The organism is Streptomyces sp. NPDC005483 (assembly GCF_040606035.1).
Classification (GTDB): domain Bacteria; phylum Actinomycetota; class Actinomycetes; order Streptomycetales; family Streptomycetaceae; genus Streptomyces.
On record NZ_JBEXEA010000012.1, the window covers coordinates 80468 to 94463 of the forward strand.

The following is a 13996-nucleotide window of genomic DNA, read 5'->3' on the forward strand; positions in this document are numbered from 1 at the left end:
GCGGCGAAGTACGGGTGAAAGCCCGAGCTTCACAGCGCTACAGCGACGAAAGGAGCCCCGATGACCGTCGAACCGGGCGTCAGAATGGGGCAGGACAGCGACGCCTCGGTGATCGAACGGTCGTGGGACGAGCCCGAGGCGTTCGCCGTGCTCTTCGACCGACACGCCGACTCGGTGCACCGTTACGCGGCCCGCCGGCTCGGTACGGAAGCCGCCGAGGACGTGATGGCGGAGACCTTCACCACCGCGTTCCAGCAGCGCTTCCGGTACCGCACGGAGGCCTCCGACGCCCGCCCCTGGCTGTTCGGCATCGCGACCAACCTCATCGGCCGCCACCGGCGCGCCGAGGCCCGGCGGCTGAGGACACTCGGCCGGCTGCCCTCGGCCACCCCCGGCGGACAGGCCGAGGAGACGGTCGCGGACCGGGTGGCGGCGCGGGTCACCGCACAGGCGGTGAGCGGCGAACTCGCCGGTGCCCTCGCCCGGTTGCCCGCCCGGCACCGGGACGTGCTGCTGCTGGTCGCCTGGGCCGACCTCGGCTACGAGGAGGTCGCGGCCGCCCTCGGCGTACCGGTGGGGACGGTCCGGTCGAGGCTGCACAGGGCTCGCAGAAAACTTCGTGAGGCATTGGGCGGATCCGATCCGACCGCTCTCCGAGAGGAATCCGACGATGAATGAGATCGAGCTTTTGAGGGAGTGGGACGCGGACGCGCCCCCTCTCACGGACACCGCCCGCGCCCGCGCCCGCTTCCGCCTGCACCAGGCGATGCAGGCCCCTGCTGCCGCACCCGCCGTCGTGGGCCGCCGTCCGCTGCTGCGGATCGCCGTGGCCTGCACCGCCGCGGCCGCGGTCACCGCGACCGTGGTGGTCGCCCAGAACACCGGGGAGCACGCGCCCCGCACCCGGACGGTGAGCGCGACCACCGTGCTGCGGGGCGCGGCGGCCCAGACACTGCGGTCGGAGAAGCCGCTCGCCCCGCGCGACGACCAGTTCGTCTACACCAAGGAGGTCATCGAGCGGACGCCGGTCTCGGGCGGCCCGTCGAAGACGTACGTCGACGAGAGCTGGAGTTCGGTCGACGGCTCCAAGAAGTCCTACGTCAGCGAGCTGGGCCACACCCAGTGGGTGCCGGTGGCCCGTCCCGGGGAGAGCAGCTGGCCGCCGCGCAGGTGGGCGGAGCTGGAGAAACTGCCCGTCGAGCCGGGCAGGCTGACGATCACCCTGCGCGACATGGGTGCGAAGCCGGAGTACGGCCGACCGACGAAGGCCGACGAGTGGCCGATGGTCCAGTACTTCATCTCCGGCCTGCTGCGCCATCCCGTGCTGCCGAAGGGGCTGCGCTCCGCGGCGTTCGAGGCGCTCGCCGCCGTCCCCGGCGTCAAGGTGCTGCCGGGCCGGACCGAGGTCGACGGGCACCAGGCCATCGGCGTCCGGTACGTGGGCCCGGCCGGTACCCCGTGGGCGTCCGGCGGGCGGGTGCTGCTGTTCGACGCGAAGTCGTACCAGTACCTCGGGCTGCGGGAGCGGGTCAGGTCCGGGGGGACGTCGTACGACCAGTGGCAGCACGTGACCGCCCAGGGGGTGGTGGACCGGGTGATGCAGCGCCCCTGAGGGGGCGCCCGCCCTACGAGTGACCCAGCTCCGCCGCGTCCTCGTCCGCGAGGACAGGCACCGACCCGGAGTCCGGTGCCGGGCGCAGCGGGAACGGGTCCACTCGGGTCTCGTCGATCACCGGCGGGGGCGGCTGCGGGGGCTTGGGCATGACGGCCGCTTCGGAGTGGCCCCCGCAGCCGTAGGACAGGGAGACCACGCGGCCGTCCGCGGGGGCGAACTCGTTGGCGCACAGGCCGAACGCCTGGCCCAGCGAGCCGCCCAGCGGGACCAGGAAGCCGCAGCTGACGCAGGGCGCCGGGGCTGCCTGGGCCATCGGCGTCTTCGCGCCGAAGGACTCCTCCCAGCGGTCGGCGGCGACATGGAGGCCGTAGCGGGACAGGACCCGGGCCCGGCGCATGCCCAGTTCCTCGGCGACCGCGGCGATCGAGCCGCGGGTCGGGGCCACCGGGAGGTTCGAGACGGTGCCCGCCGTGAGCTCCGCGTCCTCCGCCTCGACCAGCTCGGCCATCTCCTCGGAGACGGGCGCGCTCGGCAGCGGCTCGTCCTCCCCGGTGTAGCCGGGCTCCAGGCGCAGGTCCTCGGCGTCGGTGGGCAGGAGATCGCCGGGGCCCATGTCGCCGGGCCGCAGGCGTTCGCTCCACGGCACCCACTCCGGCGCGAGCAGCGCGTCCGGGCCGGGCAGCAGGACGACCTCGTCCAGCGTCACCAGCTTCGCCCGGGAGGCGCGCGCCACCGTCACGGCCCAGCGCCAGCCCCGGTACCCGAGCTCCTTGCACTCGAAGAAGTGCGTGACGACACGGTCTCCCTCGGAGACCAGGCCCGAGTGCTCGCCCACCACACCGGGGGCGGCGGCCTCCTCGGCGGCGGCGCGGGCGAGGTCGACGGCCTCGGCGCACAGGCGGTCGGGGGTGCGGCTTCGCGTTGTCGCTGCGCTCACAGGTATCGCTTCTCTCCTACGCCGTCACTCGGGTGCGCCGGCCTGAAGGCGGTGGGTGCGGACGGAGCGGACCGGAGGACCGCGTCGACGTCCGCGCCCGATCGCGCTCGGGCGCACCTGCTCCCATCCATTCTGCGGGATGCCGGAGAGGCGCGCGGCCGAGAACGTTCGCCACGGCGCGCTACGCACGCTACCTGTTCGTCGCCGCTCGGCCTACACCGACGTGATGGTTCGTTGCCTCCGGTGGGCCTCCAGTAGGCCCGCGGTGACACTTCATATGCGTTCATACGCGCGGTAACCGCACTACTCACAGCTTTCTCGGGGCACTATGACGGGGTGGCAGCCTCGAGGACACACCAGGGAGCCACCGGGATCGGTGGCGGTACGGGCCGGATGACAGGGTCCGTGCGCGCTGTCGGCCGTGCCCTGCACTTCCCGTTCACCGGTACGGCCCGCGGCATCCGCAAGGCGACCCATGCGCACGGGGCGGGCGAGTCCGGCCTCGGCAAGCTGATCGAACTGCACGCCGTCAACGGCGCGGGGGACGTGATGATCACCGTCGCCCTCGCCTCGACGGTGTTCTTCTCGGTGCCGACCGACGAGGCCCGTGGGCGCGTCGCGCTGTACCTCGCGATCACCATGGCGCCCTTCACGATCCTCGCGCCCGTGATCGGCCCGCTCCTGGACCGCCTCCCGCACGGCCGCCGCGCCGCCATGGCGGGCGCGATGCTCGCCCGGGCGATGCTCGCGCTGATCATCGCCGGGGCGGTCGCCACGGGCAGCCTGGAGCTGTATCCGGCGGCTCTGGGCGTCCTGGTGGCCTCCAAGGCGTACGGCGTCGTCAGAAGCGCGGTCGTGCCCCGTCTGCTCCCGCCCCGCTTCTCCCTCGTCAAGGCCAACTCCCGCGTCACCCTCGGCGGCCTCCTCGCCACCGGCATCGCGGCTCCCATCGGCGCCGGGCTCCAGGCCATCGGACCGCGCTGGCCGCTCTACGGCGCCTTCGTGATCTTCATCGCCGGTATGTTCCTGTCCTTCTCGCTGCCGCCGAAGGTCGACTCGGCCAAGGGCGAGGACGTGGCACTGCTCGCCGCCGACGAGGAGCACCTGCACGGACCGCACCGCAAGGAGGTCAAGCGGCCCGGGCTGCGCACGGTCGGCACCGCCGTCACCCACGCCCTCGGCGCGAACGCCGCCCTGCGCTGGCTCTCCGGCTTCCTCACCTTCTTCCTCGCCTTCCTGCTGCGCGAGCACCCCCTGACCGGCGAGAGCGCGGCGGTCTCCCTGGGCCTGGTGGCCGTGTCCGCAGGCGTGGGCAATGCGCTCGGCACGGCCGTCGGTGCCTGGCTCAGGTCGAGAGCGCCGGAGATCATCATCCTGACCGTGGTGGCCATCGTGCTGGGCGCGGCGATCACGGCGGCGATCTTCTTCGGGGCGTTCCTGGTGGCGTGTCTGACGGCGGTCGCCGGGTTCTCGCAGGCCCTGTCCAAGCTGTCCCTGGACGCGCTGATCCAGCGGGACGTGCCCGAACTGGTCCGCACCTCCGCCTTCGCCCGCTCCGAGACGCTGCTCCAGGTGTCCTGGGTGTTCGGCGGCGCGGTCGGCATCGTGATGCCGCTCAACGGCTACCTCGGCCTCTCGGTGGCCGCCGCGGTCGTCGCCGCGGGCTGGCTGGCCACCGCGAGGGGGCTGCTCAACTCGGCCCGGCACGGCAGCGCCTCCACGGCGCGAGTGGCCTAACCCGGCCCCCGACGCACGGCACGCCGTACCCCGCATAAAGGGACCGCAGGGCACGCCCGATAGCCTTCCGCCATGACCACGCTGCAATCCGCTGTGCGACGCCGCCGCGCCGTCGCCGCCGCCGGCCTCGTTTCCGCCGGACTGCTCGTCCTGTCGGCCTGCGACAAGCCGACGCCGCGCGTCACCGTCACGGTCGGTTCGACCTCGGTGAGCTCCGAGGCCGTCTGCTACGACGACGGCAACGACCTCGGCAAGGCGAAGGCCGCCAAGTGCGCCCTGGAGAAGTCCGACGTCAAGACGATCAAGGTCAAGCAGAGCGAGACCCTGCGCGTCGGCGTCGATCCCAAGGTCGCGGACACCGGCTGGGCGCTGTGGATCAACGGCCAGCAGATGACGTACGCGTACAAGAAGACCTACTACTCCTTCGACGGCGTCGACCTCTTCGCCCAGCAGCAGGGCCAGGCCCCGCAGAAGACGCTGTACATCAGCATCGTCGAGCAGGACAAGCAGTCCTCCGGCCAGAGCAAGGCGTTCAAGGGCGTGTGGAACTTCAAGCTGGAGAACTCCGACTACTGATCCGCCGTATCCCGATGCGCATCCTCGTGGCCACCGCCGTCCCGGTCGAACGGGACGCGGTGGCCCGTGCGTTCCCCGGCCCGGCGCCGGCCGTCGACGTCCTCGCCGTGGGGGTCGGCCCCGCCCTCGCCGCCGCCCGCACCGCCACCGCGCTCACCCGGGCCGCCCTGGAGGGCGCTCCCTACGGCCTCGTGGTCTCCGCCGGGATCGCGGGCGGCTTCCTGCCGCACGCGCCGGTCGGCTCCCTCGTCGTCGCCGACGAGATCACCGCGGCCGACCTCGGGGCCGAGACCGCCGACGGGTTCGTGCCGGTGACCGAGCTGGGCTTCGGCACCGTCACCCACCGTCCGCCCGGAACACTCGTACGGGCCGCGGTGGCCGCGACCGGGGGGCGCGCCGGAGCCGTGCTCACCGTCTCCACGGTGACCGGTACGGCCGCCCGCGCGACCGCCCTGAGAGAACGCCACCCCACCGCCCTCGCCGAGGCCATGGAGGGCTTCGGGGTCGCCGAGGCGGCCGGGGCGCACGGCGTGCCGGTGCTGGAGATCCGGGCCGTGTCCAACCCGGTCGGTCCGCGCGACCGGGCCGCCTGGCGCATCGGCGACGCGCTCGCGGCCCTCACGGAGGGGTTCGGGAAGCTGACGCCCGTACTGGAGAGTTGGAACCACCATGACGACGACTGAGCCGCTGCAGATCGCTTACTCCCCCTGCCCGAACGACACGTTCGTCTTCGACGCCCTCGCGCACGGCCGGGTGCCCGGGGCGCCCGCGCTGGACGTGACCTTCGCCGACATCGACATCACCAACGGGATGGCGGAGCGCGGTGAGTTGGATGTGCTGAAGGTGTCGTACGCCGTGCTGCCGTACGTCCTCGACGAGTACGCGCTGCTGCCGTGCGGGGGAGCGCTGGGGCGGGGATGCGGGCCGCTGGTGCTGACCCGGGAGGCCGGCGTGGACCTGACCGGGCGTACCGTCGCCGTGCCGTCCGAGAGGTCGACGGCGTATCTGCTGTTCCGGCTGTGGGCGGCGGACGTCGTCAGCGGCGGGGTCGGGGAGATCGTCGTACTGCCGTTCCACGAGATCATGCCGGCCGTGCGGGACGGTCGCGTGGACGCGGGGCTCGTGATCCACGAGGCCCGGTTCACCTACCAGAACTACGGTCTGCACAAGCTCGCGGACATGGGCGAGCACTGGGAGTCGACGACCGGGCTGCCCATTCCGCTCGGCGCGATCATCGCGAAGCGGTCGCTGGGCGCGGAACGGCTGTCATTGCTCGCCGAGTCCATCCGTACGTCCGTGCGGGCCGCTTGGGACGAGCCCGAAGTTTCCCGGCCTTATGTCATGGAACACGCGCAGGAGATGGACCCCGCGGTCGCCGATCAGCACATTGGTCTGTACGTCAACGAGTTCACCGCGGACCTCGGAGAAGACGGATATGCGGCGATTCGAGGGCTGTTGACCCGGGCGGCCGCGGAAGGTCTTGTGCCGGCTTTGAAGCCCGACGCGTTGTCGTTTATCTGAGGCCCTTCGGGGCGACCGGCCATTGGGCCAGTTTCAACATTCCCAGGACCCGGTGGATCAGGAAGCCCGCCAGCGGGAGTTCCACGCACACCGCCAATGCCACCGACCACCAGACCTCCGGGGTGCCCAGAGCCAGCGACACGTCGAACCACGCGTCGCAGACCAGCAGGGCACCCGTCGACACGGCCGCCACCACGACCCCCCGGTGGCGGCGCCAGCCGAGCAGGGCCGTGGCGGCCATCGCGAGGAGAAGCAGCACGTCGAAGCCGACCCAGGTGGTGCGCCACTGCCGGACCGTGTACCCGCTGGGCAGCGTGAAGGCCAGCAGGACCGTCCACGGGACCAGACCCACGGCGCAGACGGTCAGCAGTTCCAGGGTGTGGCGCCGCTGCCGCCGGATGTGCTCCAGCAGCTGGGGGGACGGCGCCTCGGCCCGTATGTCGCTCACTACACGTCGAGCTGGTCGGCGACCGCTCGCAGCAGACCGGCGATCTTCCCGCCGGCGGCCTTGTCGGGATAACGGCCGCGCTCCAGCATCGGCGTGATGTTCTCCAGGAGGGTCGTCAGATCCTGCACGATGGAGGCGAGTTCGTCCGGCTTCTTGCGCGTCGCCGCCGCGACCGAGGGGGTCGGGTCCAGGATGGCCACCGAGAGGGCCTGGTCACCCCGCTGCCCGGCGACCACTCCGAACTCCACCCGCTGCCCGGGCTTCAGCGTCTCGACTCCGGCGGGGAGGACCGAGGAATGGACGAAGACGTCGCCGCCGTCGTCGCGGGAGAGAAAGCCGAAGCCCTTCTCACTGTTGAACCACTTGACCTTGCCGGTAGGCACGTCTGTCCTCGTCCTCGTACTCGTCGGAAAACTGCTTCTGAAACGGCTCTTGATAGCACTGGGGCGGGTCGTCGGGACCCGCCGGTACCAAGGCTAATGGTCTTCAGGCCGGTGACAAGACGTCGCCCGGTTGTTCCTTCGCGCAGGGAACTACCCTGGTCCGGTGCGTGACAAAACCCAAACGAATTCCGCCGCTCCCGGTGACCGACTGATCCGTGCCGGAGTCATCGTGTTCTTCGTCGGTGCGGTGGCCACTCTGGTCACCGTGGCCCCGTTCCTGCTCGGAACGACGCCTTTTCCGACATACATGTTCGGATTGAGCATGCTCATGGCCGTCGGGTTCTTGATGGCCGGTGCCGGCGTCCTGCAATCGGTGGCGGCGGGAAGGCGTCAGGCGCGGACCGGACGTCAGCAGCCGTCGTAGTCCGAAAACCACTCCCCGAACTCCGTCAGGTCGGTGAGCACCACGTCCGCACCGGCCTCGGTCAGTTCCGCCGCGCTGCACGGCCCGGTGGCCACCGCGACCGACAGCGCGTCGGCCCTGCGCGCCCCGCGGACATCGCCGACATGGTCGCCGACGTACACGCTCGCGCCGTGCTCGCGCAGCGCGTCCGCCTTCTGCTCGGCCCACAGGTCGCCGATCACCGCGTCGGGCTCCATGCCCAGGTGCTTCATGTGCAGCTTGGCGTTGGGCTCCCACTTGGCCGTCACGACGATGGCCCGCCCGCCGGCCGCCTGCACGGCGTGGATGGCCTCGCGGGCGCCGGGCATCGCCAGGCTGCCGCTGACGGCGTACGACGGGTAGAGCTCGCGGTAGAGATCCGACATCGCCGGCACCCGGTCCGCCGGGAACCAGTACGCCATCTCCTCCGCCAGCGGCGGCCCGAGCCGCGTGACCACCAGGTCGGCGTCGACGTACGTCCCGGTCCGCTCGGACAGTTCCACCCAGCAGGCACGGATGCCGGGCCGGGAGTCGATGAGCGTCATGTCGAGGTCGAAGCCGACGGTCGGCGCGGAGGTGCTTGTAGAGGCCATATGAGCCATTGTGCCCAAGCGGACCGGTCGCGGGACAACGATTTCCGGTGCCCCATGGGCTTGTTTCTCCCCTTACCCACGAAGACTTCCGACGATCACACTGAGCGCATGCAGAGGGCAAGAAGACCAACCCCGGCCTACGCGGCAGCATTAGCACTGGTCCTGCTGGCCGGCGCAGGCTGCTCCGGGGGCCGCGACGCGGACGTCGCACACAGCCGGGCGGCCGTCCTTCACCTGGACAAGCCCGTCGGCCTGGCGGACGAACCAGTGCACACCCGGATCAGCGGGCTCACCTCCGGCGAGGAGATCACCGTCACAGCACGCGCCACCGATGCCGACGGCATGACCTGGACGGGGCGCGCCGTCTTTGACGCCGACGACAAGGGCATCGTGGATCTGGATCACGCCGAGCCCAAGGCAGGCACCTACCGGGGAGCCGACGGCATGGGTCTGTTCTGGTCCATGACCCCCGCCGCGAGCGATCCCGACAAGAGCTGGTTCCGCACGAACGACCCGCAGAAGGCGGCCTCCTACGAGGTACGCCTCGCAGTCGAAGCAGGCGGCCGCACCATCGCGGAGCGACGGCTCACCCGCACATGGGCCACTCCCGGAGTGCACCGCAAGGAGCTAACCGTGGCCCACGACAAGCTGCGCGGGGAACTCTTCCTGCCTCCCTCGCACGGGCCCCGGCGTGCGCCGGTCCTGCTTGTCGGGGGCTCGGAGGGCGGCCTCGGCTTCCGGCTCACAGGGACCCTGCTGGCCTCCCGCGGCCACCCCGCCCTTGCCCTGTGCTACTTCGACTGCCAGGGACGGCCCAAGAACCTGGCTGCCATCCCCCTGGAGTACTTCGCCACCGCCGCCCGGCTTCTGCGCGACCAGCCGCAGGCCGATGCCGAGCGTCTCGTGGTGATCGGTGGCTCCCGCGGCTCCGAAGCAGCCCAGCTGATGGCCCAGTACTACCCGGACCTCGTCCGCGATGCCGTGGTCTACATGCCCAGCCGCAACACCAACAGAGCGTTTTACCGCGGCTGCTACAGCTGCGGGCGAGGGCAGGCCGCATGGACCAGGCATGGCAAGGGCCTGCAGCTCATCCCCATTCCGCTCGACCGCGTCCGAGGCACTGTGCTGGCCATCGCCGGCGGCGACGACCCGGTGTGGGGCTCGCTCCCGTCCGCCGAATCGATCGCACAAGAACGCAACGCGAGCGGTCGCCGGCACCAGGCCCTGCTCTATCCGAAGGCCGGGCACGCCGTCGCGGACTTCCCCTACCTCCCCGGCGGCAGAGGCCGCCACCTGGGCGGAACCCGCACAGCGAACGCCCGAGCCAGGGCGGACAGCTGGCCACACGTGCTGCAACTCCTCGGGCCATGATCTACAGCAGTCGGCAGTTGTTGCCGGCCTTCGCCTGCGAAACCAGACCTACCGCTGCCGCTGCGAGCGCCACACCAGGAACAGAGCCGATGCCACGGCCGCCCCCCGCACGACCCATGGCCAGGTCTCGGCGACCGCGTCGTTCATGTGGCCCTGGGCGATGGGCTCGCCCCAGCGGCCCTCGTGGCGCCCCCACAGCCAGACGATCCCGGCGGTGAGGGAGAGGCTGGGCAGGAACACGACGGCCCATTTGGTCTCGGCGTCGGACAGACGGCGCGAGGCCCACGCGATGAGCCAGCCGACGATGAGGACGAGCAGGTTGCCGAGCACGGCGCCGGCGACGAGAAGGGCGGCGGCGAGGAGGAGAAGGGGGTTGCTCCAGCTCCCGGGACCGGAGAACGGGCGCCGACGGGCCGGGGCGGCCTCGACGACCGGCTCGGCGACCTTGGTCTTGGCGGCCGTCCTGGGCCTCCACCAGGCCGTACGGGCCTTCACCACCGGAGCCTGCTCCACGGCGGGCGCGGGCACGGGCTCGGGTTTCTGCTCCTCCTTGGGCGGCGGTGGCTTCAGCAGCTCCGGGATCTCCACTCCGCCCACGAAACCGGGCACGCTGTCGCCGACGCCGAAGGGGCTGCTGTCGACCCGCCACCAGTCGGGCTGCGCCGCGCTGTCGCCGAGTTCGTCCAGGCCGGCCTGGTGGGGCCCGTGGGACGTGTCGCGGTCGCCGGCGGGGGCGGGCCGCGGCGGGGTGCCGGGGCGCGGCCGGGGGACGACCTTGCGCAGCCCCTTGGGCCGCTCGGTCTCCTCGGGTTCCCGGTCCCGCTGTACGGGCATGGCGACGACCGGCGCCTGCGGGGCGCTGCCCGCCGTGCCCCCTGCGGCGGTGACCACCTCGTCGGGGCTGCCCAGCTTGGCGATGATCCGGCGGACGGCGGCGGGCGAGTCCACGGTGACCTTGGCGCGCCGCCGGTCGATCTCGTTGCGCAGTTCCGAGACGAGCCGCATACGGGTGGACGACGGCAACTGCCGCTGCTGCGCGACATCGCCGACGCGGCTCAGATACTCGTAGACGACCTGGTCGCTCTCGATACCCACGAAGTCCCCTCCGGGGCGGGTGCGTTGGATACCCCGTGCGACGACGTTAGCGCAGGCAGCCGCCGATCGGAGGGGCCCCGGTGCCGACGGGGACGGTTCCGCGGGGGCGGGGTACATCGCCCCTGGCCCGGCCCGCCACCCGCTACCGTTGGTCGGATGAGCAACCCGGCCGTACCGCCGCGCTCCCTCGCGGAAGCGCTCCGGGCCAGGGACGACGTCTCCCTGGCCGCGCTTCTGCGTGCCCGCCCCGACCTCATCACCCCCGTGCCGACCGACCTCACCCAGCTCGCGACCCGGGCCGGGACGCGGGCGTCGGTGGTGCGGGCGCTGGAGCGGCTGGACCTTTTCGCGCTCCGGACGGCGGAGGCGCTGGCGGTGGCGGCGGACCCGGCGTCCTACGGCGAACTGCTGGCGCTGCTGACCGGCGACGGCGGCGACCCGGTCGTCTCGGCGGCGCTCCCGCGTGCCCTGGGCACCCTGCGGGAGCAGGCCCTGGTGTGGGGCGACGACGACCGGTTGCGGCTGGTCCGCACGGCCCGTGAGCTGCTCGCGCCCTCGCCGCAGCATCCGTCGCCGACCGGGCTCGGGCCGACCGTGCAGGAGGCCACGGCGGGGATGTCGCCGGGGCGTATCCAGGACATCGTCGCGGCGGCGGGGCTCGGTTCGACCCATGACGCCGTGTCGGCGGTGGCGTCGCTCACGGCCCTGTTCACCGACCGCGAGCGGATGTCGGCGCTGCTCGCGGGGCTCCCGGAGGAGTCGCGGGAGGTGCTCGCACGGCTCGTGTGGGGTCCGCCCTACGGCCAGGTCACCGCCGAGCCGGCGGCCCATCTGCGCCGTCTGCTGGATGTGGGGCTGCTGGTGCCGACGGCGCCCGGGACGGTCGTACTCCCCCGGGAGGTGGCCCTGCATCTGCGCGGCGGCCGTGCACACCGGGAGGTGGAGCCGCTGCCGCCGGCCGTGGAGCCCGCGGCGACGCACCGGGCGCAGGTGGTGGACGCGACGGCGGCCGGGCAGGCGTACACCGCGCTGGCCACGGTCGAGGAGCTGCTGAAGGACTGGGACGAGGGCGGGCCCGCGGTGCTGCGGGCGGGCGGCCTGAGCGTGCGCGACCTCAAGCGCACGGCCGTCGCCCTGGACGTGGCCGAGCCGGTGGCCGCGTTCTGGGTCGAGCTGGCGTACGCGGCGGGCCTGCTGGCCTCCGACGGCGAGGCGGACGAGCGGTACGCGGCGACCCCGGCCCTCGACGAGTGGCTGGAGCAGCCGCCCGCGCAGCGCTGGGCCCGCCTGGCGGAGGCGTGGCTGACGGCGACGCGGGTGTCCGGCCTGGTGGGCGGCCGGGACGCGAAGGACCGCACGCTGTCGACGCTGGGCCCTGGGCTCGACCGCAGCGCGGCGCCGGAGGTACGGCACCGGGTGCTGACGCTGCTGGCGGGGCTGCCGGAGGGGGCGGCGCCGTCGAGGGAGTCGGTGCTGGCCCGGCTGCGGTGGGAGCGTCCGCTGCGGGGGCCGCAGCGCGAGGACGATCTGCGGTCCCGGCTCGCCGAGTGGACGTTGGCGGAGGCGGAGCTGCTGGGCGTGACGGGGCGGGGGGCGCTGTCGGGGCACGGGCGGGCGTTGCTGGGCGCGGCCGCGCCGAGGACGCCGGTCAAGGCGCCGGAGGGCCCCGGCGACAAGCTTCCCGTGCACCACCGCTCCCCCGTCGATCCCGTGCAGCAGGGCCCCGCCGTCACGGAACCCCTCTCCCCGGCCGAGCAGGCCACCGCGTCCGCCGCGGCCGTCCGGCTCCTCGCGCCGCTCCTGCCCGAGCCGCTCGACCACGTGCTGCTCCAGGCCGACCTGACGGCGGTGGCCCCCGGTCCCCTGCAGCGGTCGCTGGCCGAGGTGCTGGACGTGCTGGCCGACGTGGAGTCGAAGGGCGGGGCGACGGTCTACCGCTTCACCCCCGCCTCGGTACGCCGGGCCCTGGACGCCGGCCAGTCCGCCTCCGACCTGCACGCCTTCCTCGCCGCGCACGCGCGCACGCCGGTGCCGCAGCCGCTGACGTACCTGATCGACGACGTGGCGCGCAGACACGGCCACCTGCGGGTGGGCGCGGCCTCCGCGTACGTCCGCTGCGACGACGACGCCGTGCTCAACGAGATCCTCGCCGACAAGCGTGCCGCGGGCCTGCGGCTGCGCCGTCTGGCCCCCACCGTGCTGGCCGCGCAGGCCGACCCGGCGGCCCTGCTGGAGGGCCTGCGCGCGATGGGCTTCGCCCCGGCCGCCGAGTCCGCGGAGGGCGATGTCCTGATCACCCGCGCCCACGCCCACCGCACCCCGCCGCGCACGGCCCCGGAGCCCGTCCCGGACGGCCCCCCGATCCCCGACGCGACCCTCCTGTCGGCCGCGATCCGGGCCATCAGGGCCGGTGACCTGGCCTCGACGACCCCCCGCAGACAGACCGACCGGTCCCTGCCCACCACCGGCGAACTCCCCCGCACCAGTTCCGCCGAGACCCTCGCCACCATGCAGGCCGCCGTCCTCACCGGCGAGGCCCTGTGGATCGGCTACGTCAACGCCGAGGGCGCCGCGAGCCAGCGCGTCATCGCCCCCGTCCGCGTCGAGGGCGGCTTCGTGACGGCGTACGACCACACGGCGGACGAGGTCCGCACGTATCCGCTGCACCGGGTGACCGGGGTGGCGGAGCTGGCGGAGGAGTAGTCCTCTTGGACAGCCCGGGTCCGCGTCAGCACTCCGTGACCGGGGAGTCCGCGGGCAGGCCGAAGTGGGTCCGGGCCGCGGACTCCAGGGTGGTCGACGGCACGGCGTCGTCGAACGCGGCGGTGGTGGCGTGCCCGAAGTGGGACGTCAGCCACTCCGCGCCGCCCGCACCGTCGGGCGGCTCCTCCTGCGACACGACCACGTAGTCGCCGTCGGCCTCCCGCCGCAGCCGCAGCACCTGCGGCACCTCGGCGCCGCCGCACTCCACCAGGCGCCCCGCGCGCACCCCGTACTCCAGGCACAACGTGCTGACACCGGCCCGCACGAGTCCGTCCCGCTCCTCGAGGTCCACCTCCTGCGCCCGGCAGAACCACCGCGCGGCGAGTCCGGGCTCGCTCTCCCCGTACCCGGCGCCGCGCGACTGGTCCACGAGCCGCGCCTCGATGACCGGCCGCACCTGGTTCCACAGGTGGGTGTCGGCGCCCACCGGCCGCACCGCCCAGGCACCGGTCGCCACCAGCACCACGACGGCGCCCCCGCCGACCGCCCAGCCGCCCGCAGACATCCCCATGTGT

At 72.9% G+C, this 13996-nt stretch carries 15 protein-coding genes; 9 read left to right on the forward strand and 6 right to left on the reverse strand.

Annotated elements, in window-relative coordinates; all coding sequences use genetic code 11:
* Nucleotides 1–60 precede the first annotated feature (60 nt).
* Both ABZT06_RS23505 and ABZT06_RS23510 read left to right on the forward strand, forming a co-directional pair.
* Nucleotides 61–678 (forward strand): RNA polymerase sigma factor, encoded by a 618-nt coding sequence (locus tag ABZT06_RS23505; RefSeq protein ID WP_355744082.1) that lies wholly within the window; start codon nt 61–63, stop codon nt 676–678.
* Complete coding sequence (locus ABZT06_RS23510; protein ID WP_355744085.1) at nt 671–1612, forward strand: CU044_5270 family protein; 942 nt, start codon at nt 671–673, stop codon at nt 1610–1612. The genes ABZT06_RS23505 and ABZT06_RS23510 overlap by 8 nt, the downstream gene beginning before the upstream one ends.
* Before the next feature lie 13 nt (nt 1613–1625).
* On the opposite strand, the gene ABZT06_RS23515 is transcribed toward ABZT06_RS23510, so the two are convergent.
* Entirely contained in the window at nt 1626–2552 is a 927-nt protein-coding gene (locus tag ABZT06_RS23515; RefSeq protein WP_355744088.1) for a DUF3027 domain-containing protein, read from the reverse strand.
* A 393-nt stretch (nt 2553–2945) separates the two neighbouring features.
* Between ABZT06_RS23515 and ABZT06_RS23520 the strand changes: the two genes are divergently transcribed.
* From ABZT06_RS23520 to ABZT06_RS23535, 4 genes are all read left to right on the forward strand, one after another.
* Nucleotides 2946–4289 carry an MFS transporter gene (locus ABZT06_RS23520; protein ID WP_355744091.1) on the forward strand — a complete coding sequence of 448 codons (1344 nt, stop codon included), beginning with the start codon at nt 2946–2948 and terminating at the stop codon, nt 4287–4289.
* Nucleotides 4290–4361: 72 nt separating this feature from the next.
* A complete protein-coding gene (locus tag ABZT06_RS23525) occupies nt 4362–4865 on the forward strand; it encodes a hypothetical protein (RefSeq protein ID WP_355744094.1) in 504 nt (167 codons plus the stop codon).
* A gap of 14 nt (nt 4866–4879) precedes the next feature.
* Nucleotides 4880–5548, forward strand: coding sequence for a futalosine hydrolase (locus ABZT06_RS23530; RefSeq protein ID WP_355744097.1), 669 nt, complete (start codon nt 4880–4882; stop codon nt 5546–5548).
* Nucleotides 5535–6386 carry a 1,4-dihydroxy-6-naphthoate synthase gene (locus tag ABZT06_RS23535; RefSeq protein WP_355744100.1) on the forward strand — a complete coding sequence of 284 codons (852 nt, stop codon included), beginning with the start codon at nt 5535–5537 and terminating at the stop codon, nt 6384–6386. Before ABZT06_RS23530 ends, ABZT06_RS23535 begins: the two co-directional genes overlap by 14 nt.
* On the opposite strand, the gene ABZT06_RS23540 is transcribed toward ABZT06_RS23535, so the two are convergent.
* Together ABZT06_RS23540 and ABZT06_RS23545 are read right to left on the reverse strand one after the other, a co-directional pair.
* Nucleotides 6379–6834, reverse strand: coding sequence for a hypothetical protein (locus ABZT06_RS23540; RefSeq protein WP_355744103.1), 456 nt, complete (start codon nt 6832–6834; stop codon nt 6379–6381). The genes ABZT06_RS23535 and ABZT06_RS23540 overlap by 8 nt on opposite strands.
* Nucleotides 6834–7217 carry a cold-shock protein gene (locus ABZT06_RS23545; protein ID WP_007382863.1) on the reverse strand — a complete coding sequence of 128 codons (384 nt, stop codon included), beginning with the start codon at nt 7215–7217 and terminating at the stop codon, nt 6834–6836. Before ABZT06_RS23545 ends, ABZT06_RS23540 begins: the two co-directional genes overlap by 1 nt.
* 163 nt (nt 7218–7380) lie before the next feature.
* Here ABZT06_RS23545 and ABZT06_RS23550 point away from each other — a divergent pair, with 163 nt between their 5' ends.
* Nucleotides 7381–7641: a hypothetical protein gene (locus tag ABZT06_RS23550; RefSeq protein ID WP_355744106.1), complete on the forward strand. Its 261-nt coding sequence runs from the start codon at nt 7381–7383 to the stop codon at nt 7639–7641.
* Here ABZT06_RS23550 and ABZT06_RS23555 read toward each other — a convergent pair.
* Nucleotides 7626–8252, reverse strand: a complete 627-nt coding sequence (locus ABZT06_RS23555) for a haloacid dehalogenase-like hydrolase (protein ID WP_355744109.1) — start codon at nt 8250–8252, stop codon at nt 7626–7628. The genes ABZT06_RS23550 and ABZT06_RS23555 overlap by 16 nt on opposite strands.
* Before the next feature lie 108 nt (nt 8253–8360).
* Between ABZT06_RS23555 and ABZT06_RS23560 the strand changes: the two genes are divergently transcribed.
* On the forward strand, nt 8361–9623 hold the full coding sequence (locus tag ABZT06_RS23560) for an acyl-CoA thioesterase/bile acid-CoA:amino acid N-acyltransferase family protein (RefSeq protein ID WP_355744112.1): 1263 nt from the start codon (nt 8361–8363) through the stop codon (nt 9621–9623).
* Between the two features lie 48 nt (nt 9624–9671).
* On the opposite strand, the gene ABZT06_RS23565 is transcribed toward ABZT06_RS23560, so the two are convergent.
* A complete protein-coding gene (locus tag ABZT06_RS23565; protein WP_355744115.1) occupies nt 9672–10718 on the reverse strand; it encodes a hypothetical protein in 1047 nt (348 codons plus the stop codon).
* A gap of 156 nt (nt 10719–10874) precedes the next feature.
* On the opposite strand from ABZT06_RS23565, the gene ABZT06_RS23570 reads away from it, so the two are divergent.
* Entirely contained in the window at nt 10875–13421 is a 2547-nt protein-coding gene (locus tag ABZT06_RS23570; RefSeq protein ID WP_355744118.1) for a helicase C-terminal domain-containing protein, read from the forward strand.
* 25 nt (nt 13422–13446) lie between these two features.
* Here ABZT06_RS23570 and ABZT06_RS23575 read toward each other — a convergent pair whose 3' ends face one another.
* Nucleotides 13447–13992 (reverse strand): hypothetical protein, encoded by a 546-nt coding sequence (locus ABZT06_RS23575; protein ID WP_355744121.1) that lies wholly within the window; start codon nt 13990–13992, stop codon nt 13447–13449.
* Nucleotides 13993–13996 lie beyond the last annotated feature (4 nt).

What these genes read in the sequence shown, in the direction of transcription:
- ABZT06_RS23505 (WP_355744082.1), top strand. Translation starts at nt 61, where the DNA reads ATGACCGTCGAACCGGGCGTCAGAATGGGGCAGGACAGCGACGCCTCG.
- ABZT06_RS23510 (WP_355744085.1), top strand. Translation starts at nt 671, where the DNA reads ATGAATGAGATCGAGCTTTTGAGGGAGTGGGACGCGGACGCGCCCCCT.
- ABZT06_RS23520 (WP_355744091.1), top strand. Translation starts at nt 2,946, where the DNA reads ATGACAGGGTCCGTGCGCGCTGTCGGCCGTGCCCTGCACTTCCCGTTC.
- ABZT06_RS23525 (WP_355744094.1), top strand. Translation starts at nt 4,362, where the DNA reads ATGACCACGCTGCAATCCGCTGTGCGACGCCGCCGCGCCGTCGCCGCC.
- ABZT06_RS23530 (WP_355744097.1), top strand. Translation starts at nt 4,880, where the DNA reads ATGCGCATCCTCGTGGCCACCGCCGTCCCGGTCGAACGGGACGCGGTG.
- ABZT06_RS23535 (WP_355744100.1), top strand. Translation starts at nt 5,535, where the DNA reads ATGACGACGACTGAGCCGCTGCAGATCGCTTACTCCCCCTGCCCGAAC.
- ABZT06_RS23555 (WP_355744109.1), bottom strand. Translation starts at nt 8,252, where the DNA reads ATGGCCTCTACAAGCACCTCCGCGCCGACCGTCGGCTTCGACCTCGAC.
- ABZT06_RS23560 (WP_355744112.1), top strand. Translation starts at nt 8,361, where the DNA reads ATGCAGAGGGCAAGAAGACCAACCCCGGCCTACGCGGCAGCATTAGCA.
- ABZT06_RS23570 (WP_355744118.1), top strand. Translation starts at nt 10,875, where the DNA reads ATGAGCAACCCGGCCGTACCGCCGCGCTCCCTCGCGGAAGCGCTCCGG.
- ABZT06_RS23575 (WP_355744121.1), bottom strand. Translation starts at nt 13,992, where the DNA reads ATGGGGATGTCTGCGGGCGGCTGGGCGGTCGGCGGGGGCGCCGTCGTG.